This window comes from Methylocella tundrae (genome assembly GCF_901905185.1).
GTDB lineage: Bacteria > Pseudomonadota > Alphaproteobacteria > Rhizobiales > Beijerinckiaceae > Methylocapsa > Methylocapsa tundrae.
In genome coordinates, this window is sequence record NZ_CABFMQ020000076.1 from 31,286 (window position 1) to 52,854 (window position 21,569).

Sequence of the window (21,569 nt, forward strand, 5' to 3'; positions counted from 1 at the left end):
CTTTTCGGACCCGCATCATTCGTTAAAACAAAAGCTTAACTACAGACGATCCAATTCGGTCGGTTTCGGTGCGGACACACCGAACTCTGATCTGGTCAGCGCTTCGACAGTTTGATGCCCCGTTGGCAAGGACGCCGTCGTTACCGCGCGTCGCGCGCGCCGATGAGCATAGGTCCGTAGCTCAGAACGAACCCTCCGAAGGCGGCGATCCAGAAGCATGCCGAGATGATGAGAAGCGGCATGGTCCAGCCCGCATGGAAGGCGGCGGCGACGCGTGTGATCGCGGCGAGGCTGACAAGGATATATATCAGGCGTGTGGCGCTATCCGCCGCCAGATCGCGTCCGGTGTGGCCGCGCGTGGCGCGCGTCATCACCGCCAGAATCATTGTGCCGATCGCCCCCGCCGTGAGGGCGTGAATGGCGGCGCTTTGCGGCAGATCGGCATCGAGCATGGAAAGACCGAGCAAGGCGGCGCCGAGAACCAGCCACGCATAGCCGATATGGAGAATGAACAGCAGCGGCTCCCCGCTCGTCGCGCCGCCGCGCCAGCGCAGCAGACGCCAGAAATTGAGCGCCGCGCCGAGCAGAAGCACAAGGCCGATCGCGCCGAAAGTCGGAAACAACGCCCAGCCGAACAGGCCCGCATGCAGGACGCCGAGGGAGGCCCGGTCGATGCTCTTGGAGACGGCGGGGAGGTTGGCGCCCGGGCGCTTGGCCAGCCAGTTGCGGGTAAAGCTCGGCACGATCCGGCCGGCCACCACTGAAACCAGCACGATCACGGCGGCAAGTCCGAGACGCCATCCGAGCCCTGTCGGGACGGCGACGCCGGCAGCCTCAAGGTGCATCAAGAGATTGGCGACGCCGAGAACGGTCACCGGCGCGACCATCGGCAGATTGCGCCAGTTATGGCCGGCGACGATCTCGCGAGCGGCGACCCCAACCAGAAGCGCCGGGAAGGACAGATCCGCGGTGATGGCGACCCACGCCGGAACGAGCGATGAAACCAGACAGGCGATGCGGCCGAGCAGCCACAGCGCGGCCAGCAGCGCCAGCGGCGCGCCGCTGACGGGAAGCCGCCGGGTCCAGTTCGGGATGGCGGTGAGCAGGAAGCCTGCGATGGCCGCCATCACGAAGCCGAAGAGCATTTCATGAATGTGCCAGTTGAGCGGATCGAAGCGGCTCGGCGGCGCAGATCCCGTGACAAGCATGACGATCCAGAGCGCGAGCGCTACCGCCGACCAGAGGCCGGCCGCCAGAAAGAATGGCCGGAAGCCTTGCGTCAGAAGGGCCGGCGTCGCGCGATTCACCGGGTCTTTTGCGGCGACGTTCATGGCGCGTCTAGAGGTGCGATTTTGAACGGCTGCCAGAAGCAGTTCTGCCGGCTCATCGTCAGGCCTTCCTGTCTTGAAAAGGCTTGATCGGCTCAGGACCGTCGATGAGCGGATCGAGCGGGAAGCGGGCGCGGGCCGCGGCCGCGTCTTCGATGTGCAAGACGTCGCCGCGGATGAGCATTCCGAACTTCGCCATCCCGGCCAGGGCGCGCGAGAACGTCTCGCGCGTCATGCCGAGCTGCGAGGCGATGAGGCGCTTCTCGAGCGGTAGCCGGACGGCGATGTCTTTATGAGATTGTCCGAATAGCGCGACGAGATAGCAGCCGACCCGCTCTTCCGCGGAGCGCAGCTTCAGGTTTTTCTGCATGCGCACCTGGCGCCGGAACTGCGCGGCCTGCCGGCCCAGAATCGCGCGGCAGAAGGCGTGATCCGACGCGATGGCCTCCCGGAACGCTTCCGCGCGGATCAGAAGAAGGTGGGCTTCCTCATAGACGCGCGCCCGCATCAGATAGGGCTGATCGCCGATGACGGCGGCGGGAATGACGAGATCGACCGGCAGCAACAGTTCGATAAGGGTCTCGACCTGATTGCGTATGCCTAAAAGCTCGATGCTGCCGGCGAGGAGAAACTGCGCAAAGACCGGCGTCTCCGCTTGCTCGAGCAGCACGCTTCCGGCTGGCACGCGATGCAGCAAAGCCTCCGCCGCCAGCGCATCCAGCGTTTCAGGCGGAACCTCATGCAGCCAGGCAATCTCCTGGAGCGCCTCACGCGCGGAAGACCAAGACGCCAGATCTGGAGCATTTGCGGGCGCGACAGTCGGGGCGACGCCGTGCGGTCGATTGGATGGCAGATCCATTTCCATTCGGCTGTCTTCCTTCCCCTGCCGGGGCCAGAATGCATTCTAATGTGACTTATATCACGTTAGTATCGAAATTAAATCATTTATTGCATTGATCGAAATCAATGAGATCATGCATCGGGATCTGCAGGATCGTCCAGCGGCCGCCATCCCTGTCTTGCGCAGGACCGGACATCACAGAGAAAACCATGAGTTGCTTGGTCGCCACCAAACAGCAAGCGTATGTGCGCAAACATGAGAGGGTCCTGTTCGCATTGAGGCGCTGGGGCGGCCACTCGCTGACGCCGCAGACGACAGCGGTGGCGCTGGCCGAGCACGGCGAACGCGGCGCATATCTGCGAGCCTCTGAGACGCCAGCCACCGACTTCGGCGCGCCAAGGAGAAGCTGTGCGTGCGCGACGCCGCGCAGGTGGCGCTCGGGCGTCCGAAAAGTCGCCTATGACCTCCGGTCGCGCGCGTCCGCGATGAGAATAACGTCCAGCCCCAGGGCGTCGCCGGTTGGCTGGCGGGCGGCGGACGCCGGAGGTCTCCAAATGGCGTCAGCCGGATGTGGCGCCGAGCAGCGTATTGCTCCGCGCGCCCCCGGCCAGCGCGAGGCGGCCGACTATCTCACCGGCGAGACGCTGCGCCTCCGCCACGACCCGCTCGTCGTCCGCCCGCTCAACGATCATGGCGTACCGGTCGAAGCTTTCCTCGAGCAATCGCAGCCCGTCCGCGGCGCTGCGCAGTCTCGGTACGGTCGCGGCGCCGGCATTGTCGCCGCCCTCCTGTTCGGCAAGGCGCCGGAAAATTTCCGCATCCGCACTCTCGCCGGCCTCGTCGAGGGCCTTGGCGAGCGCCGCGTGGGCTGCCGAGGCCTCACTATCCCAACGCCTTGCGAGAATACGCAGGGCGTCCACGCTCGCCACATGTTCGATGAAGACCGGGCGGTCGGCATGGAAGGCGCGGCGCCGGCAATGACGCAGCAGGGCGGCATGCTCCAACTCGTCGCGCGCCAGTTCCTCGGCCAGCGCGCGGAGGTCGGGATGTTCAGCCTCGGCGGCGACGTAGGTGTAGAAGGCGAAGGCGCGCTCCTCGTTGCGCACGGCGAAGGCAAGCGCTTGATAGGCGCTAAGCGAGGCGCCGCTCGCTTCTTCCTCGTCGTAACCGGTCGGCAGTTCCCAGCGCGCGCAGGCGGGGTCGGGCGCGTGACCCAGCATCGTTCTGCCCCGATCTGCGACATGGGTTGCATGGCGCTCCTCGATCCCGGCGAGAAAATCGAACCGCGCAGCCATCTCGGTGTCGCCCTGCCGCGCCATGCGCGCCGAAAGGGCGCGGTAGCGCGTCGCTGCCTCCTGCTCCAAAGCCTCAGCCACCGCCAGGAGTTCATCGACCGACTTTACCGGCGCGGGCAGCTGTCCCGTTCTGCTCATCTTCCATCCCCCCGAAACCGATCCGCCATGCCATTATCGGCGCATCCTAAGCTAGATCAAAATACGCGCTCTGTTTGTGTCATAATACGGAGCACGGAATATTATAAATATTATAATGGTAGAGTAGCCGTTAATCGGGTCGCCAGCGTCAAGTTTATGTTTTCTCGCACGGGGAATATGCTTTGCTAATACCAGCAATCCGTTCGTGCATGGTGCTGTTGTTGCTTTCGATAGCGGCTGCGATCGGACCATGCCGCGCCGCCGACAGCCGCCTGACAGAGTTCATGAGCAAGGTGCCAGCAGGCGAACTAGTGCCCGGCGCGGATCACTATGCCTTGCCGCAGGGAAATCCACCGGTCGCGAAGGTGCTGGCGGGCGAGCGGCTTGTCGGCTACGCCTTCGTCAATGCCGACTGGGTGAACTCCACCGGATATTCCGGCCAGCCGATCCAGATCCTGGTGGGGCTGACGGTAGACGGCAAGATCGCCGGCGCCCGGTTGATGGCTCATCACGAGCCAATCGTGCTGATCGGCATTCCGCCAGAGCGCATCGCCGCCTTCATTCAAGGCTATGTTGGACGTGACGTGCTGCGCCTCGCCACGGGGGGGCCATCCGAGCGCCCGCCCGTGGATATCGTAAGCGGCGCGACCGTGACGGTGACCGTGATCGCCGAGAGCATGATCCGCTCCGGCATCAAGGTGGCGCGCGCGGAGGGCGTGGGAGGACCGGCGCAGGCCACGGCGGCGGCGTTGCGTGAGATCGATCCGTCTCACGAGGCGCCGGCGGACTGGACCGGGCTCCTCGGCGACGGATCGGTGCGGCGGCTGTCGCTCACGGTCGGCGATGTGAATGCCGCGTTCGGCCGCGCTGGGAAGCAGCACGCGGAGGATAATCCCGAGTCCCCCGATCCGAATGACAGTTTCATCGACATGTATTTTGCCCCCGTATCGGTGCCCGCGATCGGGCGGCGCCTGCTGGGGGATGTCCGCTACGCGGACCTGCAACGGAGCCTCAAGCCTGGCCAGCAGGCGATTCTTATCGCCAGCAACGGCGCTTATTCCTTCAAGGGCACTGGATATGTCCGCGGCGGCATCTTCGACCGGATCGAGGTGGTGCAGGGCGATTCCAGCATCCATTTCCACGACCGCACACATCAGCGGCTCGGAGAAATCAAAGCGGCGGGGGCGCCGGAGTTCCGCGACATTGACCTGTTTGGCGTGCCCGAGGGCAGCACGCTGGACGTGACGCAGCCGTGGCGACTGCAACTCCTTGTGCAGCGCGCCTTCGGCGCTCGCGACAAATCGTTCCTCACCTTCGACGTGAATTACGAATTGCCGCAGGCCTATCTGAAACCGGCGCAGGCGTCAGCGGCGATTGCCGCCGCGGCGGCGGCGCCGTCGATCGCCCCGGAACCATCCGAACCGCCGATGTGGCATATCATGTGGCGCGCCAAGATGGTTCAGATTGGGATTCTGCTGGGCGCTCTCGGGCTGCTCACGCTGATCTTCTTCTTCCAGGACTGGCTGGTGCGCCGGCCGATCTTCTATGACCGGCTACGCCTGGGTTTCATGGTGTTCACCCTGGTCTGGATCGGCTGGTACGCTCAGGCTCAGTTGTCCGTGGTTAATGTGCTCGCCTTCCTCAGCGCCCTGCGCACGGATTTCCGCTGGGATTACTTCCTGATGGCGCCGCTGATCTTCATCCTGTGGTTTGCGACCGCCGCTTCGCTGTTGTTCTGGAATCGCGGCGCCTATTGCGGCTGGCTGTGTCCATTTGGCGCCTTGCAGGAATTGACCAACCGCGCCGCCAGACTGTTGAAAATACCGCAACTCAAAATTTCCTTCGGTGTTCACCAGCGTCTGACCGCGCTCAAATACATCGTTTTTCTCGTGCTATTTGGCATCTCGCTCAGCGCCCTTGGCACGGCCGAGCAGGCCGCCGAGGTCGAGCCGTTCAAAACCGCGATCATTTTGCGTTTTGCGCGTGGCTGGCCGTTCGTGCTGTATGCGGGCGCTACCATCGCGGCGAGCCTGTTCGTGGAACGCGCGTTCTGCCGCTATGTCTGTCCGCTCGGGGCCGCGATGGCGATCCCGGCGCGACTGCGGCTGTTCGACTGGCTGCGCCGCTACCGCGAATGCGGCAATCCGTGTCAGCGCTGCGGCAACGAATGTCCGGTGCAGGCGATTCATCCTGAAGGGCATATCAACCCGAACGAATGCATCCAGTGCCTGCATTGTCAGATGCTCTACCACCATGATCAGAAATGCCCGGTGATGATCCAGCGCCGACTGAAGCGCGAGCGGTACGCGCCCGCCTCGCCGATCGATCTTCCCCCGCGACCGAAGATTTCGGCGCGAGCACCAGACGAGAGCGCGGCCCCATGACCGCGTCTTGGCCGCATCCCCAGCAACCCAGCCCCGCAGTGCGGAGCCGCGCATCAGGAGAGACACCATGATTGACGAAACCGACGACGGTTTACGCGGTAAGAACGCCGAGCCAAATGGCAAGGGTGAGGCGACAGACGGACTCAGCCGCCGTGGCGTCCTCGGCGCCACAGCGACCGTGGCCGGACTCGCTGGTCTGGCTGGCGGCGGCGCATCGGTCGCCGCGATGCGCGAGGCGCTCGCACAGAGCCGCTCGACTGTGGCCAGCACCGAGGTCAAGCCCGGCGACCTCGATGAATATTACGCTTTCAACAGCAGCGGCCAGACCGGCGAGGTGCGCATTCAAGTCCTCCCGTCCGGACGCGAGTTGATGCGCATCCCGGTCTTCAACCGCGACAGCGCCACGGGCTGGGGCCTAACCAATGAGAGCAAGAAGATCCTCACCGAAGGGTTGCTGCCCGAGACCCGCAAATTCCTGGAAAGCCGGGGCGGCGTATGGCAGAACGGCGATCTGCACCATCCGCACATGTCGTTCACCGACGGCACCTATGATGGGCGCTTCATTTTCGTCAATGATAAAGCCAACTGCCGGATCGCACGCATCCGCTGCGACGTGATGAAGACCGACAAGATCATCGAGATTCCAAACGCCTCCGACATTCATGGCTTGCGCCCGCAGAAATATCCGCGAACCGGCTATGTATTCGCCAACAGCGAGCACGTGATCCCTATTCCTAACGATGGTCATGTGCTGGACGACCCGAAGAACAACTACTGGTCGGTCTATACGGCGGTCGACGGCGACACGATGAAGGTGGCGTGGCAGGTTCTGGTCGACGGCAATCTCGACAACACCGACTGCGACTACCAGGGCAAGTACGCATTCTCGACCTGTTACAACCCGAACAAGGGCGTCACGCTGGCCGAAATGACCGACCATGAGCAGGCCTGGGCGACGATCTTCAATATCAAGCGGATCGAGGAGGCGGTGAAGAACGGCGACTACAAGGAGATGAATGGCGTGCCCGTGGTCGATGGCCGGCACGGATCGAAATACACCCGTTACATCCCCATCCCAAACTCTCCGCATGGCGTCAATACCGCACCGGATGGCATTCATGTCGTTATCAACGGGAAGCTATCACCCACGGTCAGCGTCATGGACGTACGCAAGCTGGACGATCTGTTCGACGACAAGATCAAGCCCCGCGACGTAATCGTCGCCGAACCAGAAGTCGGCCTCGGCCCTCTGCATACCGCGTTCGATGGCCGCGGCAACGCCTTCACCACTACCTTCATCGATAGCCAGATGGTGATGTGGAACATCGATAAGGCCAAGCGCGCCTTTGCGGGGGAGAAGGTAGACCCGATCCTGCAGAAGATCGATGTTCACTACCAGCCTGGTCACAACCACACGTCGATGGGCGAGACCAAGGAAGCCGATGGCAAATGGCTCGTATCACTCAATAAATTCTCCAAGGACCGATTCTTGCCTGTCGGGCCCCTGCATCCAGAGAATGATCAGCTGATCGATATCTCTACTGGCAAGATGATCCTGGTGCATGACGGTCCAGCCTTCGCCGAACCGCATGATGTGCTCATCGTACATCGGTCAAAGGTCAATCCCATCCCGATCTGGAAACGCGACGATCCGATGTGGGAGGATGCGCGCAAGCAGGCCGAGAAGGACGGCATCAACCTGGAAGAAGCGGCCAACGTCATTCGCGACGGCAATAAGGTAAGGGTATATATGCACTCCAACGCTCCAACTTACAGCCTCGACCAGTTTGAGGTGAATGAGGGCGACGAGGTCACCGTCGTCGTCACCAATATGGACGACGTCGAGGATGTGACGCACGGCTTTACCATCGTGCGCTATGGGGTGATGATGGAGATCTCGCCGATGCAGACGTCTTCGGTCACCTTCATTGCTGACCGGCCCGGCGTGCACTGGTGGTATTGCCAGTGGTTCTGCCACGCCTTGCACATGGAAATGTCAGGGCGGATGATCGTGCATCGGAAGACGGCCTGACCATGCGCTCGGCCCGCGCGCTGCTTATGTTTCTGCTGGCGATCATGGTCTGCGAGCCAGCGCGTGCGGCTATGCTCGACGTGGCGGCAGGGGACGGGCTGGGCGAGGCGATCGCCCACGCCGCCCCCGGCGACACATTGCTGCTGGCGCCGGGCGTGCATCGCGGAAGCGTCGTGATCGCCACTCCGAATCTGACCCTGCAAGGAGCGGCTGGCGCTGTCATTGAGGGCGGCCGGGCGGGCAGCACGATCACGGTCAGGTCGCCTGGAAACGTCCTGCGCGGGCTGATTATTCGCGGCTCCGGTCTCAGTTTGATCGACAAGGACTCGGCGGTGTTTCTCGATGGCGGCGCTGACCGCGCCGTGATCGAGGACAATGTCTTCGAGGACAATCTGATCGCGATTTATCTGGACGGCCCGCGCGATGCAATGGTGCGGCGCAACCACATCCAGGGCCTGCGCACGCTACGCATCAGCGAGCGCGGTCCGGCGATCTCGCTGTGGCGCACCCCCGGCTCGCAGATCGTGGACAATGACATCCGCTCGGGCCGCGATGGCGTGTTCTCGGTGACCAGCAGCCACAATCTTGTGCGAGGCAATAGCTTCCACGACCTGCGGTTCGCGGTGCACTTCATGTATACCAACGATAGCGAGGTTGACGACAACTTCTCGGCCGGCAACGGCGTCGGGTACGTACTGATGTACTCTGATCGGCTGCGCGTTCACGACAATGTCTCCGAAGATGATCGCGATCACGGCCTGCTGTTCAACTATGCCAATGACTCGCGCATCGAGGACAATGTCGTGCGTGGCGGCAAGAAGTGCGTGTTCATTTACAACGCGAACAAGAATCGCTTCGCGGGCAACTGGTTCGAGGGCTGCGAGGTCGGCATCCATTTCACCGCCGGCTCCGAACGCAACGAGATTACCGGCAACTCCTTCGTCCGCAACCGCATCCAGGTGATGTATGTCGGCACGCGTCGCCTTGACTGGTCTGTGCAGGGGCGCGGCAACTACTACAGTGACAACCCCGCCTTCGATCTGAACGGCGACGGGATCGCCGACACCGCCTACAGGCCAAACGATCTTATGGATCAGATTTTGTGGCGCGCGCCGGCCGCCAAGCTGCTGCTGAACAGCCCCGCCGTACAAGTCGTGCGCTGGGCGCAGTCACAATTTCCGGCGATCCATCCTGGCGGCGTCGTTGACACTGCGCCGCTGATGGCGCCGCCGCGTCCGTCGGCTTTGGCGCGGCTGGCTCAGTGATGGACGCCGCTGTCGTCATTCGCGGCGTCAGCCGCCGCTACGGCCAGCGTGAGGCGGTGCGCGATGTTGACCTGACCTTGCGAGCCGGTGAATGCGTCGGCCTCGTCGGTCATAACGGCGCCGGCAAGAGCACCTTGATTAAGATCATGCTCGGGCTGGTGCGCCCGAGCGCTGGCAGCGTGCAAGTCCTGGGCGAGGACCCCTCCGCCGGCCCGGGCGGGCGCGCCCGGCGCGAGCTTGGCTATCTGCCCGAGAACGTCGCCCTGCAACCGTCGATGACAGGCGCCGAAACGCTTGCGTTCTATGCGCGGCTGAAGCGCCAGCCGGTCGCCGGCAATGCGGCGCTGCTCGAACGCGTGGGCATCGAGGCGGTGGCGCATCGCCGCGTCGGCGCCTATTCCAAAGGCATGCGCCAGCGCCTCGGTCTGGCCCAGGCGCTTCTCGGCAGGCCGCGCGCGCTGCTGTTGGATGAACCAACCACGGGACTCGACCCGGCGCTACGCCAGAGCTTCTATGATATCCTCCGCGATCTCAGACGCGACGGCGCCATGGTGCTATTGTCCTCCCATGCGCTCGCCGAACTGGAGGGGCAGGTCGACCGGGTGGTGGTGATGAACCAGGGCCGCAAGGTCGCTGATGGCGGCATCGGCGATCTGCGCCGCCTCGCCGCCATCCGGCCACGTATCCGGCTGCGCCTGCCGCGCACGCCGCCCGCAGTGGCGAATCGAGCGGATGCCTGGGCTGGCTGGTCTCCTGTATCCGACGGCCTACTCGAACTGTCCTGCGAGGAAAACGAGGTCGCATCCGTGCTGCGGGGGCTGCCTGAGACAGCGCGTGAGATCGAGATTATCAGGCCGTCGCTCGACGACCTGTATGCCGCGTTCCAGAGCGGAGTCGCATGAGACAGGTGCTCATCATCGCGGGCAAGGAGTGGCGCGACGGCATGCGCAACCGATGGGTGCTGGCCACCACCGTGCTGCTGGCCGCTTTGGCGCTTACGCTTGCCTTCCTCGGCGCGGCGCCAACCGGCACGGTAGGGGTCAGCACGCTTGCCGTCACGATCGTCAGCCTGTCCAGCCTCACTATCTTTCTCGTGCCGCTGATCGCCCTGCTGTTATCCTACGACGCCATCGTCGGCGAGGTGGATCGTGGCACGATGGCGCTGCTGCTCGCTTATCCGGTGGCGCGCTGGCAGGTCATGCTGGGCAAGTTCGCTGGCCACCTTGGCATCCTGAGCTTCGCCACCGTGACCGGCTATGGAATCGCCGGGCTGGCGCTAGAATGGGCCGGCAACGCCGATCCCGGCGCATGGCGCGCGTTCGCGGTCATGGTCGCGTCTTCGGTGCTGCTTGGCGGCGTGTTCATCGCGATTGGCTATCTGGTGAGTACGCTCGTGCGCGATCATGGCACGGCAGGCGGCATCGCCATTGGCGTCTGGCTTATCTTCGTGTTGCTCTACGATATGGCGCTTCTCGGCGTGCTGGTGGCTGATCAGGGCCGCGCTGTGACGTCCAAGGTGTTGAACGTGCTTCTGCTGCTCAACCCGGCCGACGCTTACCGGCTGCTCAATCTGACTAGCACTACCGATGTCAGCGGCTTCGCTGGCGTCGCCGGCCTCGGCGCTAGCACAGGGCTCGGTCCTGCTGCCCTGCTCGGCGCGCTCGTCGCCTGGGCGGTCGTGCCGCTGGCCGTGGCCATCGCCCTTTTCTCGCGGAGGCAGGTGTGAGGCATATATTTATCGTGCTTGCTCTATTGTCCCTAACCGCCTGCAAGGAGGACAAGGCCGCCGACTTGCCGCGCCCGCGCGAGGTGACGGACGCCTCCGTCGCCCAATTTTGTGGTATGGCGCTGCGCGAGCACGCCGGACCCAAAGCCCAGATTTTCGTCCGTGGCGTGGCCGATCCGTACTGGTTCTCGACCGTCCGCGACGCCTTCGCCTTCGCCATGCTTCCTGAAATGCCGAAGTCGATTTCGGCAATTTATGTCAACGACATGGCGCGGGCAAAGGACTGGGACCAGCCGGAGCCCGGCATGTGGGTGGAGGCGCATCAGGCGTCCTATGTGATCGGCAGCCGCCGCCTCGGCGGCATGGGCGCCGACGAGACGATCCCCTTCGGCGATGAAGCCGCAGCAAACCGCTTCGCCCAGGCCAATGGCGGCCGGGTCGTGCGCTTCGCCGACGTGCCGAGCGACTACATACTTCCCGCAACTCAAGGACGCCCGTGATGGGAACCACCCGCCGTAGATTTATCGCCATTACTGCCGCCGCCGGCGGCCTTCCATTGCTACCCTGCGCGCGCTCGGCGCCGGCCACTCCGCTTCTGCGTATTTGGACCGGGTCCGCCCTTGGCGCCGACGCCACCTTGCAGATTCATCACCCCGATCCCGCGACCGCGGACCGTCTGATCGCGGCGAGCCTTGCGGAGGTGGAGCGCCTGGAGCGCATTTTGAGCCTGTATCGGGCGGACAGCGCACTGTGCCGCCTCAATCGTGACGGTGTGCTCCTGGATCCTCCTTTCGATCTTGTGCGTGTGCTCTCCGAGAGCCGCCGCTACGGCGCGATCAGCGGCGGCGCCTTCGATGTGACGGTGCAGCCGCTGTGGGATCTCTACGCCAAATATTTCTCTCGGCCCGAGGCCGCGCCCGGCGGCCCTCCGTCCGGCGCCATCGCCGCGACCATCGCCCGTGTTGACCAGGGGGCTTTGGAGATCGATCCGGCGCGGCTGCGGCTCGCGCGGCCGGGGATGGGCGTAACGCTGAATGGCATTGGTCAGGGCTATGTGACCGACCGGGTGGTGGAGGTGCTGCGCGGCGCCGGGGTGGAGCACGCGCTGGTGGACATGGGCGAGACCCGGGCGCTCGGCGCTCATCCCGACGGCGGTTCCTGGTCGGTTGGACTGGAAGACCCGCGCGCGCCCGGAAAGATCGTCGAACGCATCCCGCTTGTCGATCGCGCGGTCGCAACCTCGGGCGGCTACGGCGCCGTGTTCGACGCGGGAGGCAACTTCAACCACATCTTCGAACCCTGGAGCGGCCGAACCAGCTGGCGCTGGCTGTCGGTCTCGATCGAGGCCGACACTGCGACCGAAGCGGACGCACTCTCCACCGCCTTTACGGTGATGCCGCCGGAAGCAACGGCGCCTGTGGTGCGCGCGCTCGGCCTCGTCGCGCATTTCGTGCGCCCCGACGGCTCGCGGTTGGTGCAGCGAGCATAATTGTATCTTCGCCAGGAATAGACGATGGAACGTACGTGTTCTGTCATGCCGCGGTAGCAAACTCGATTACGTTTCGAGCGCTCGCCACAAGTCAGAAAACGAAGGAATGACGCCAAGCGTCACGCAATCGGCGCCAGGATGAGGATCTTGTGCATGCTCATAATTTTATTCTAACGCACGCGGGGTTATTCCAAATTGTTTTGTGTCAAACCAGCGGCGCTTCAGCCAAAGGGCGACCGAGACCAGCGAGATCAGAACCGGCACTTCCACCAGCGGGCCGATGACGGTGGCGAAGGCGACGGGCGAGGCGAGTCCGAACGTCGCGATGGCGACCGCGATGGCGAGCTCGAAATTGTTGCTTGCCGCCGTGAAGGCGATCGCCGTGGTGCGGGGGTAGTCCGCCTCGATCAGCTTGCCCATCCAGAAGCTGATCACGAACATGATGACAAAGTACAGTGCGAGCGGAATTGCGACGCGGAGCACGTCAAAGGGCAGTTGCAGCACCATGCCGCCCTTGAGGCTGAACATGGCGAGGACGGTAAAGAGCAGCGCGACGAGCGTGATCGGACTGATCTTCGGCAGGAACTGCTTTTCGTACCAAATGACCCCCTTGCGCCTGGTCAGGATGAGCCGGGTCAGGAAGCCGGCGGCGAAGGGCGCGCCGAGATAAATCAGCACCGCTTCGGCTATCGTCCAGAAGCCGACGTCGATGACGCTGCCCCCAAGACCGACGAGGGGTGGAAGCACGGTCAGGAAGAACCACGCGTAAACGCTGAAAAAGATGATCTGGAAGATCGAGTTGAGAGCGACCAGCCCCGCCACATACTGGTTGTCGCCGCCGGCGAGCTGGTTCCAAACGATCACCATGGCGATGCAGCGGGCAAGCCCGATCAGAATGAGCCCCGTCATGTATTCGGGATAGTCTCGCAGGAACAGCACCGCGAGCGCGAACATCAGGACGGGCCCAATCAGCCAGTTCTGTACAAGTGAGAGGGCCAGAATCCGCCAGTCCTTGAAAACCTCGGGCAGCTCCTCGTAGCGGACTCTTGCAAGCGGCGGATACATCATGAGGATCAGACCGATGGCGATAGGTACGTTGGTGCTGCCGAACGAAAGGCTATTGAGAAAGCTCGGCAAGCCCGCGAAAAGCGATCCGAGGGCGATCCCGCCGGCCATGGCGGCGAAAATCCAGACCGTCAGGTAACGATCGAGGAACGACAGTCTTTTTGATGGGATCTGAGCCGCCATCGCGGGATCCTTTCTTGTATCTCTTTGATCGAATATCGTCGAATATCAATATTATATTATAGCATGGCGACGGATATCGCTCGCTTAGGCTTTAACCAGCAGGCGGGTCAGGTAAAATGGCTCGACGGGGCCGATTTCGACGCCGGCTCCCACAGGACCGGCGGCGGCCTGAAAGCGTGGATCGAGATGGGAGTTTTCATGGTCCCAGACGGATTCCCACACACCGTGCATGAGATAGGCGCGTAGGTCGCCATCCGGCAAGGCATTGCGAAGGATCTCGGTCGACAGCGCCTTACGGTAGAGGCGATTGGACTTGCTGCCCGGCTGACCGACGCCATTGGGATCATCACTCGGCTGGTGGGTCTCCTGCGCTACCTTGAGGAGCGGGAGAACCAGTTTTTCCCATTCAATGTGTCCGGCATCGGCGACCATGACGTGGTTCTCGACCGTCAAAGTGTTGCTCTCGGGGGCTTCGACCGGATGACGCAAGAAGTCCGCCATTTCCGCGGCTGTTGTGTAAATGCCTGCACGGTTGCCGGCGGCGATGGTTTGAAGCACACCGCGATAGACGCTCATGAGCTGGGTGGATTTGGCGAAGCCGGTCGGCGTCTGCTTTACGGCATGGAGAAAGGGTAGAACCGTGCGGTCGAATTCCTCGTTGATCTGCGATGCTTGAAGTTGCGCGTAATCAGCGAAGCGCACGAAGAGCGAATAGAAATACGGCTGAGAGTGATCTCTGACGCCGTCGAGATAGGCTTCCGCGAGAACTCCCTTGTAAGCTTCAGGATAGTTCTTCACCATGGTTGAGTCGCCGCTCATCTGCTTGAGCATCAGGCTCAAAAAGCCCGGCGCTTGGCGCCATGCCGAGGCGCAATCCGTCAAAGCCGCCATGGCTGCTTCATGTTCCGGATCGGCAACGCGAAACTCGAAATAGAGCGTCACCGGCCCTTCCGGCACGGCCGGCGCAGCCGACGCTGTTGACTGAGCCGCCGCTGGCAGGAAGCCGCCGGCGCTCAGTCCCGCTGCGGCGGCTAACGTCTTCGAGAAAAATTGCCGCCGACGCATTTGACCTACTCCTTGAAGTCAGACAGATGTTCCAACTGCGCAGCCGATCGCGGCCGCTCCGCAAACGCAGTCCTTGCGTCAGCGCGTAAATCAATGCTGGCTGTATCCTTCCAGAATTTCGATATAATTGGCGCGCTCCAGGGCCTGCGGGTCCTTCAGCTTGCGCTGGCTCATGAGGCCTCTGACATGGTCCAGTGAATTGAACTCCCGTGACGCGAGCCATTTTTCCAGCCCGGCGAGCAATGTCGCCATATGGCCGGGGCCGTGCCGCAGCAGCGCCGAAGTCGCCATCACAACATCGGCCCCGGCCAGAAGATATTTTATGACCTCGTTGGAGCTGGCGACGCCCGTGCTGGCGGCAAGAGAGAGCTTCACACGGCCCGCGAGGACGGCGAGCCAAAGGAGAGGGAGGCGGATCTCGCTCGGCTCACTGAGCTTGAGGTCGGTCATCACTTGCAATCGCGTCAGATCGAGATCTGGCTGATAGAAGCGGTTGAACAGCACCAGGGCGTCGGCGCCCGCGTCCTGCAACGCCAACGCCATATTGCCGATTGAACTAAAATAAGGACTGAGTTTGACGGCTATCGGGATCGACACCGTCGCCCGCACCGCGGCAAGGATGTCGATATAGCGTTGCTCGACCTCACGCCCCGTTTGCGTGAGATCGGCGGGAATGAAATAGATATTGAGTTCGAGCCCCTTCGCGCCGGCCTCCTCGATCAGCTTGGCGTAGGAGATCCAGCCCTCATTCGTGACGCCATTCAGGCTGGCGATGACCGGAACATCGACCGCCTCGCTCGCGCGGCGAATGAGGCACAGATAGTGATGCGGGCCGTGTTTGGCCTCAACCAACGCTGGAAACTGGCTGGTCGCCTCTGGCCAACTATCCTCGTTGGCGCTGGTCAGACGATCGTAACGGGCGACCTCGGCCTCGATCTCTTCCTGAAACAGCGAAGGCAGCACGAGGGCGGCCGCGCCTGCGTCCTCAAGCAGCCGGAGGCCGTCAAGTTCGCGGGTCAACGGCGAAGCGGACGCCACCAATGGATTTTTGAGATGAAGTCCCATATAGCGCGTCGTCAAATCCATCGGCCTCTCCTCCGTTAAGACGCCGGTTTCACGACGACGCCGACGCCGGGCACGAACCGGCTGCCGTCTCGCGCGGCAATATCCTCATACTGCTGATATTTGTCGATCACCGCGGCCTGGGCGTCGAGAAGCAGCGCCGCCGCTTCATCGGGCAGCGTCCGGGCGAGAGACGAGTAGCGGATCTCATTATAGGCATAATCCTTGAACGCGATCGTCGGGCGCGGAGAATCAAGCTGGAATGGGTTTTTGCCGGCCGTCCGCATGGCGGGGTTGAAGCGGAGCAACGGCCAATAGCCGCTGGCTACAGCAAGGTCCTGCTGCTTCATGCCAAAGCGCATGTCTATGCCATGCGCGATACACTGGCTGTAAGCGAGGATGAGCGAGGGCCCATCATAAGCCTCAGCTTCCCGAAAGGCATCCAGCGTTTGTTGTGGGTTGGCGCCCATGGCGACTTGCGCCACATAGACATTGCCGTAGGCAATCGCCTGCAGCGCGAGATCCTTGCGCGCCACACGCTTGCCCGCCGCGGCGAATTTCGCGACCGCGCCGAGCGGCGTCGCTTTCGAGGCCTGGCCGCCGGTATTAGAATAGACCTCTGTGTCAAGCACCAGCACATTGACGTTGCGTCCGCTCGCCAGCACATGATCGAGGCCGCCATAGCCTATGTCGTAGGCCCAGCCATCGCCGCCGACAATCCAGATGCTGCGCCGCACGAGATGGTCGACCACCGACAAAAGATCTTGCGTGGCCTCGCCCTCGAGTTTTAGCAATCGCGTCTTGAGTTCGGCGACGCGGATGCGCTGGGCGCGGATTTCATATTCATGGATTTGCGGCGCGCTTAGTATATCCGCGGCGAGATCTTCACCCACCGTCTGGGCGAGCTCTGTCAGCAGGGTCCGGGCGATTTCGAGATGCTTGTCGGCGGCCAGCCGAAAGCCGAGCCCAAACTCCGCATTGTCCTCGAACAGCGAATTCGACCAGGCTGGCCCGCGCCCCTCGTGGTTCTTGGTCCAGGGCGTCACCGGGAGATTGCCGCCATAGATCGATGAGCAGCCGGTGGCGTTGGCGATCTGCGCCCTGTCGCCGAATAATTGCGAGAGCAGCTTGAGATAAGGCGTCTCGCCGCATCCGCCACAGGCGCCGGAAAACTCGAACAAAGGTTCGAGAAATTGCACGCCTCTAACATTGGCGAAATCGACGCGGGCCCGATCATTGACCGGCAATTTCTCAAAGAACGCGATATTGGCGCGTTCCGTTGCGACCAATGGCTCCTTGGTCGCGAGGTTGATTGCCTTGACGCCCGGTTCGCGCGGGCTGATCGCCGGGCAGGCTTCAATGCAAAGACCGCAGCCGGTGCAGTCCTCCACATAGAATTGCAGGGTGAAGCGCGCTTCAGGGTAGCCGCGCGCATTGATCGGCGCCGACTTGAAGCTGGATGGCGCCCCCGCGAGCGCCGCCTCATTGTAATATTTGGCGCGAATGACGCTGTGCGGGCAGACGAAGCTGCATTGTCCGCATTGGATGCAAAGATCAGTCTCCCAGACCGGTACGGCCTCGGCGATATTGCGCTTCTCATAGGCGCTCGTCCCGGAAGGAAAGGCGCCGTCCGCCGGCATCAGGCTCACTGGAATGTCGTCTCCGCGTCCAACCAGCATCCGGGCGGTGAAGCGCTGCACGAACTCGGGGGCTGAGGCCGCAACGATGGGGGGCCGGTCTTTCGGATTGGTTGCGAAAAGCGGCGTCGTGACCTCGAAAAGGCGCTCCAATGTCTCATCGACCGCGGCAAAATTCTTGGCGACGACCGCTTCGCCCTTGCTTCCGTAGCTGTGCCGGATGGATTCCTTGATATGCTTGATCGCCGTCTCGCGCGGCAAGACGCCGGATATAGCGAAGAAACACGTCTGCAGAATAGTGTTAGTGCGCGCGCCAAGGCCGACTTCGCGGGCGACCTTTGAGGCGTCGATGACAAAGAAGCGCAATCGTTTGTCGATGATCTGCTGCTGCACCGAGCGGGGCAGCGCATCCCAGCTGTTGTTTTGCCCATAGGGGCTGTTGAGGAGAAAGACGCCGCCCGGCGCCGCAACGCGCAGCACGTCCTGCCGTTCGAGAAAGCTGAACTGATGGCAGGCGACGAAGCTCGCGGAGGCGATGAGATAGGGCGCCTTGATCGGGTTTGGGCCGAACCGCAGATGCGAAACCGTCTGCGCGCCGGATTTGTGGGAATCATAGACAAAATAGCCCTGCGCGTAGCGCCCCGCGTCCTCGGCGATGATCTTCACGCTGTTTTTATTCGCGCCCACAGTGCCATCGGCGCCAAGGCCGTAAAAGACCGCGCGGGTGGTGTTGTCTGGCTCGATCGAAAAGCCTGGGTCCACCGCGAGACTGCTGTGGGAGAGGTCGTCATCAATGCCGAGGGTGAAGCTGTTGCGTCCTGCGAACCGGCCCCCCGCGTCATGCTTCGCAAGTTCGTCGAGCGCCGCCTTCGCCATGGCCGGCGTAAAATCTTTCGACGAAATGCCATAGCGGCCACCGATGACGCGCGGCATCGACGATCGCTGGCCGTCTCCAACGCCCTGCGCGAGCGTGGCGATGACGTCAAGGTAGAGCGGTTCGCCTGTGGCGCCGGGCTCTTTGGTCTGTTCGAGAACCGCGATCGCGCCGACCGACGGCGGCAGCGCGGCAAGGAAGTGCTCCGCTGAAAACGGGCGATAGAGCCGCACCTGGAGCGCGCCGACTTTCTCGCCGCGCGCGACCAGCGCCTTTACGGTTTCCCGGGCCGTTTCGGCGCCGGAGCCCATCAGGATAAGGACCCGTTCGGCGTCGGGCGCGCCTTCGTACTCGAAGAGGCCGTAGCGCCGACCGGTAACAGCCGCAAAGCGCGCCATGGCGTCTTCGACGATCTTCGGCGTCCTGGCGTAGAACGGGCTGACCGCTTCCCGCGCCTGGAAATAGGTGTCGGGATTTTGCGATGTGCCGCGAATGAATGGGTTCTCGGGGTTGAGCGCACGGGCCCGATGGGCGCGCACGAGATCGTTGGAGATCATGGCGCGGATGTCATCGTCGCCGACAAGCTCAAGCGTATTGAGTTCATGCGAGGTGCGAAAGCCGTCGAAGAAATGCAGGAAAGGGACCCGCGCTTCAAGGGTCGCGGCCTCGGCCATGAGCGCCGTGTCATGAGCCTCCTGCACATTGGCGGAAGAGATCAGCGCGAATCCTGTGGTGCGAACGGTCATCACGTCGGAGTGGTCTCCGAAGATCGACAGAGCGGAGGTCGCAAGAGAGCGCGCCGCGACGTGAAACACCGTGGATGTCAGCTCGCCGGCGATCTTCAGCATATTGGGCAACATCAGAAGCAGCCCTTGCGAGGCCGTGAAGGTCGTCGTCATGGCGCCCGACTGAAGCGCGCCGTGAACGGCGCCAGCGGCTCCTCCCTCGCTCTGCATCTCCTGCACCACAGGAACAGCGCCCCAGATGTTCTTGCGCCCTTCCGCCGCCCACTGGTCAGCGAGTTCCGCCATGGTCGATGAGGGGGTGATCGGGTAAATGGCGCATACCTCATTGATGCGATAGGCGATATGCGCCACCGCGGTATTGCCGTCCATTGTCGTTCTCGCGCCCATCAGGCTTCTGGCTCCAACAATTTAGATTGATTTCCTCAGCCGCGTTCAGGGACCATTTCCATAGCGTGGCACGGACATTGTTCAACGCAAACCGCGCAGCCGGTGCATAGAGCATAGTCGATCGCATAGCGTTGTCCGGGACCCAGCTTGGCGATGGCGTCTTCCGGGCAGGCGGCGAAGCAATTGTCGCATTCAAAGCAATTGCCGCAGGAGAGGCACCGCTTGGCCTCGTGCAGCGATTCAGCCTCGCTAAGGCCGCTGACGACCTCGTCGAAACCCGCGCCCCGCGCTGACGCCGGCAATTCCTGCTGCGTCGAGGGAATGGCGTCGGCATAGATTGGCAGATTCAATGCGCCAAACTCGATGATGGGATGCTTGGCGGGATGTGCGCAGTCGGCTCCTCTCAGCCAGGCGTCGATGTGACGGGCAGCCTTCTTGCCATGGCCCGTCGCCACCGTGACGGAACGCTCGCCCGGCGCCATGTCGCCGCCCGCGAAGACGCCCGGCCGGCCGGTCATCATGTTTGGCGCGACGACGACGGTTCCATCCGCTCCAAAGACAATCTCCGGGATCTTCCTGAGAAAACCGCTGTCGGCGTCCTGGCCGAGCGCCAGCACCACGGAGTCGGCGTGCAGCGTCTCGATCTGTCCAGTCGGCTGGGCGCGGCCCGCCTCGTCGATGCGCATCACTTCAACGGTGAGATCGCTCCCGTCGATAGCCTTTATTGAAGTCAGCCATTTGATCTTGACGCCTTCCGCCAAGGCTTCGTCTGCCTCGAACTCGCGCGCCGGCATGTGCGCCCTGTCGCGGCGGTAGACGATCAACGCTTCCTCGGCGCCGAGCCGTCGCGCCGTGCGGGCGGCGTCCATGGCGGTATTTCCGCCGCCGTAGACCACCACGCGGCGGCCGAGGCGCGGAGCGGCGCCGGACTCCATATCACGCAGCATGGAGACGGCGTCCAGCACCTTGACGGCGTCGCGCGCTGGAATGTCTACATGTTTTGAAAGCTGGGCGCCGATGGCGATGAAGATGGCGTCGAACCGGCCGGCCTGTTTCTCCGCCAACACATCATCCACACGATGATTGAGGACGATCTTGACGCCCATCTGCTCGATCCGTCCGATCTCCTTCATCAGATCCTCACGCGGCAGACGATAGGCAGGGATGCCGAAATGCAGCATGCCGCCCGGCAACGGTCCCGCCTCGTGGATCTCTACCTCATGGCCGAGCCGCGTAAGGTGATAGGCTGCAGACAGGCCGCTCGGGCCGGCGCCGATCACCAGTACGCGCTTGCCGGTGGCGGCCTTGTCGCTCGGCATCGCCCAGCCTTGTTCTGCGGCAAGATCGCCGAGGAAACGCTCTACCGAATGAATGTTCACCGCGGAGTCGAGATCCTTGCGATTGCAGTTCGTCTCGCAAGGATGGTAGCAGACCCGCCCGTGCACCGCCGGCAAAGGGTTGTCGCGGATCAGCGCTTCCCAGGCCGCCTGGAACTTGCCTGCCTGCGCCAACGCCAGCCAGGCCTGGATATTCTCGCCAGCGGGGCAGGCCGCGTTGCACGGGGGCAGCATGTCGACATAGATCGGGCGCTGGCGACGCACCGGGCCCGTCCCTCTCTCTCGCGTCAAGTCGACGGTCGGCGTCATGTCGCGGGCAAAGGCTGTCACGGGACCTCTCCAGATAATTGGGCGGCCGAATAGTTGGGCGGCGGAGGCGAACTCCGCGATCGAGCGCAGCCGCCTTCATCTCCGGGACGAAGAGGACTGCATCTCCGGGACGAAGAGGACTGCGGACCGGGCGCCCCACTATAGGCGGCCGATCTTCAGCGCCGCTCCCCACCCGAAAAGAGCCGCGCCGCCGCAACCATCATGATCCCTGCGGGCAAAACATATTTGGCGCTGGCGAGCCGGCGCCGATCGCTGACAGCCTAACGCCGAATGCCAACTCTGGCTTCATGTCTTCCGGCACAAAGCGAAATCCGTATTGCTCAAAATAGAAGATAGAGAAACTGGCCGATGGGTGTTTGAAAATGCTTCAACTAAACGTCGCAGA

15 protein-coding genes are annotated in these 21,569 nt (G+C 62.8%); 7 read left to right on the top strand and 8 right to left on the bottom strand.

Translation table 11 applies throughout. The features are described 5' to 3' along the window. Nucleotides 1-140: 140 nt before the first annotated feature. From MPC4_RS08035 to MPC4_RS08045, 3 genes are all read right to left on the bottom strand, one after another. Nucleotides 141-1,331 carry an NnrS family protein gene (locus tag MPC4_RS08035; protein ID WP_174512058.1) on the bottom strand — a complete coding sequence of 397 codons (1,191 nt, stop codon included), beginning with the start codon at nt 1,329-1,331 and terminating at the stop codon, nt 141-143. A 58-nt stretch (nt 1,332-1,389) separates the two neighbouring features. Then, complete coding sequence (locus MPC4_RS08040) at nt 1,390-2,193, bottom strand: helix-turn-helix domain-containing protein (RefSeq protein ID WP_174512059.1); 804 nt, start codon at nt 2,191-2,193, stop codon at nt 1,390-1,392. Nucleotides 2,194-2,729: 536 nt separating this feature from the next. Next, complete coding sequence (locus tag MPC4_RS08045; RefSeq protein ID WP_174512060.1) at nt 2,730-3,602, bottom strand: ferritin family protein; 873 nt, start codon at nt 3,600-3,602, stop codon at nt 2,730-2,732. Between the two features lie 311 nt (nt 3,603-3,913). Between MPC4_RS08045 and MPC4_RS08050 the strand changes: the two genes are divergently transcribed. The 7 genes from MPC4_RS08050 (at nt 3,914) to MPC4_RS08080 (ending at nt 12,498) form a co-directional block, all read left to right on the top strand. Further along, nucleotides 3,914-5,986 (top strand): NosR/NirI family protein, encoded by a 2,073-nt coding sequence (locus tag MPC4_RS08050; RefSeq protein ID WP_210253615.1) that lies wholly within the window; start codon nt 3,914-3,916, stop codon nt 5,984-5,986. 67 nt (nt 5,987-6,053) lie between these two features. Next, nucleotides 6,054-8,018 carry a TAT-dependent nitrous-oxide reductase gene (nosZ, locus tag MPC4_RS08055; protein WP_174512061.1) on the top strand — a complete coding sequence of 655 codons (1,965 nt, stop codon included), beginning with the start codon at nt 6,054-6,056 and terminating at the stop codon, nt 8,016-8,018. A gap of 2 nt (nt 8,019-8,020) precedes the next feature. Beyond that, a complete protein-coding gene (locus tag MPC4_RS08060) occupies nt 8,021-9,283 on the top strand; it encodes a nitrous oxide reductase family maturation protein NosD (RefSeq protein WP_174512062.1) in 1,263 nt (420 codons plus the stop codon). Beyond that, nucleotides 9,283-10,185, top strand: coding sequence for an ABC transporter ATP-binding protein (locus MPC4_RS08065; protein WP_174512063.1), 903 nt, complete (start codon nt 9,283-9,285; stop codon nt 10,183-10,185). The genes MPC4_RS08060 and MPC4_RS08065 overlap by 1 nt, the downstream gene beginning before the upstream one ends. Further along, nucleotides 10,182-11,009 carry an ABC transporter permease gene (locus tag MPC4_RS08070; RefSeq protein WP_174512064.1) on the top strand — a complete coding sequence of 276 codons (828 nt, stop codon included), beginning with the start codon at nt 10,182-10,184 and terminating at the stop codon, nt 11,007-11,009. The genes MPC4_RS08065 and MPC4_RS08070 overlap by 4 nt, the downstream gene beginning before the upstream one ends. Beyond that, nucleotides 11,006-11,509 (top strand): nitrous oxide reductase accessory protein NosL, encoded by a 504-nt coding sequence (locus tag MPC4_RS08075; RefSeq protein ID WP_174512065.1) that lies wholly within the window; start codon nt 11,006-11,008, stop codon nt 11,507-11,509. Before MPC4_RS08070 ends, MPC4_RS08075 begins: the two co-directional genes overlap by 4 nt. Further along, the gene (locus MPC4_RS08080; RefSeq protein ID WP_174512066.1) at nt 11,509-12,498 is read left to right on the top strand and encodes an FAD:protein FMN transferase; all 990 of its coding nucleotides are present in this window, start codon (nt 11,509-11,511) and stop codon (nt 12,496-12,498) included. Before MPC4_RS08075 ends, MPC4_RS08080 begins: the two co-directional genes overlap by 1 nt. A gap of 165 nt (nt 12,499-12,663) precedes the next feature. Here the strand turns inward: MPC4_RS08080 and arsB are convergent, their stop codons facing one another. From arsB to MPC4_RS08105, 5 genes are all read right to left on the bottom strand, one after another. Beyond that, nucleotides 12,664-13,746 (bottom strand): ACR3 family arsenite efflux transporter, encoded by a 1,083-nt coding sequence (arsB, locus tag MPC4_RS08085; RefSeq protein WP_174512067.1) that lies wholly within the window; start codon nt 13,744-13,746, stop codon nt 12,664-12,666. A gap of 84 nt (nt 13,747-13,830) precedes the next feature. Continuing rightward, complete coding sequence (locus MPC4_RS08090; RefSeq protein ID WP_210253616.1) at nt 13,831-14,688, bottom strand: hypothetical protein; 858 nt, start codon at nt 14,686-14,688, stop codon at nt 13,831-13,833. Between the two features lie 213 nt (nt 14,689-14,901). Then, entirely contained in the window at nt 14,902-15,897 is a 996-nt protein-coding gene (locus MPC4_RS08095; RefSeq protein WP_174512068.1) for a dihydroorotate dehydrogenase-like protein, read from the bottom strand. Nucleotides 15,898-15,911: 14 nt separating this feature from the next. Beyond that, nucleotides 15,912-19,499 carry a pyruvate:ferredoxin (flavodoxin) oxidoreductase gene (nifJ, locus tag MPC4_RS08100; RefSeq protein WP_174512069.1) on the bottom strand — a complete coding sequence of 1,196 codons (3,588 nt, stop codon included), beginning with the start codon at nt 19,497-19,499 and terminating at the stop codon, nt 15,912-15,914. A gap of 53 nt (nt 19,500-19,552) precedes the next feature. After that, a complete protein-coding gene (locus MPC4_RS08105; RefSeq protein ID WP_244628905.1) occupies nt 19,553-21,184 on the bottom strand; it encodes an NAD(P)-binding protein in 1,632 nt (543 codons plus the stop codon). Nucleotides 21,185-21,569 lie beyond the last annotated feature (385 nt).

Coding starts and splice junctions, on each gene's coding strand:
- MPC4_RS08095 (WP_174512068.1), bottom strand. CDS start 15,897: ATGGATTTGACGACGCGCTATATGGGACTTCATCTCAAAAATCCATTG.
- MPC4_RS08040 (WP_174512059.1), bottom strand. CDS start 2,193: ATGGAAATGGATCTGCCATCCAATCGACCGCACGGCGTCGCCCCGACT.
- MPC4_RS08065 (WP_174512063.1), top strand. CDS start 9,283: ATGGACGCCGCTGTCGTCATTCGCGGCGTCAGCCGCCGCTACGGCCAG.
- MPC4_RS08045 (WP_174512060.1), bottom strand. CDS start 3,602: ATGAGCAGAACGGGACAGCTGCCCGCGCCGGTAAAGTCGGTCGATGAA.
- nosZ (WP_174512061.1), top strand. CDS start 6,054: ATGATTGACGAAACCGACGACGGTTTACGCGGTAAGAACGCCGAGCCA.
- nifJ (WP_174512069.1), bottom strand. CDS start 19,499: ATGGACGGCAATACCGCGGTGGCGCATATCGCCTATCGCATCAATGAG.
- MPC4_RS08080 (WP_174512066.1), top strand. CDS start 11,509: ATGGGAACCACCCGCCGTAGATTTATCGCCATTACTGCCGCCGCCGGC.
- MPC4_RS08070 (WP_174512064.1), top strand. CDS start 10,182: ATGAGACAGGTGCTCATCATCGCGGGCAAGGAGTGGCGCGACGGCATG.
- MPC4_RS08060 (WP_174512062.1), top strand. CDS start 8,021: ATGCGCTCGGCCCGCGCGCTGCTTATGTTTCTGCTGGCGATCATGGTC.
- MPC4_RS08035 (WP_174512058.1), bottom strand. CDS start 1,331: ATGAACGTCGCCGCAAAAGACCCGGTGAATCGCGCGACGCCGGCCCTT.
- arsB (WP_174512067.1), bottom strand. CDS start 13,746: ATGGCGGCTCAGATCCCATCAAAAAGACTGTCGTTCCTCGATCGTTAC.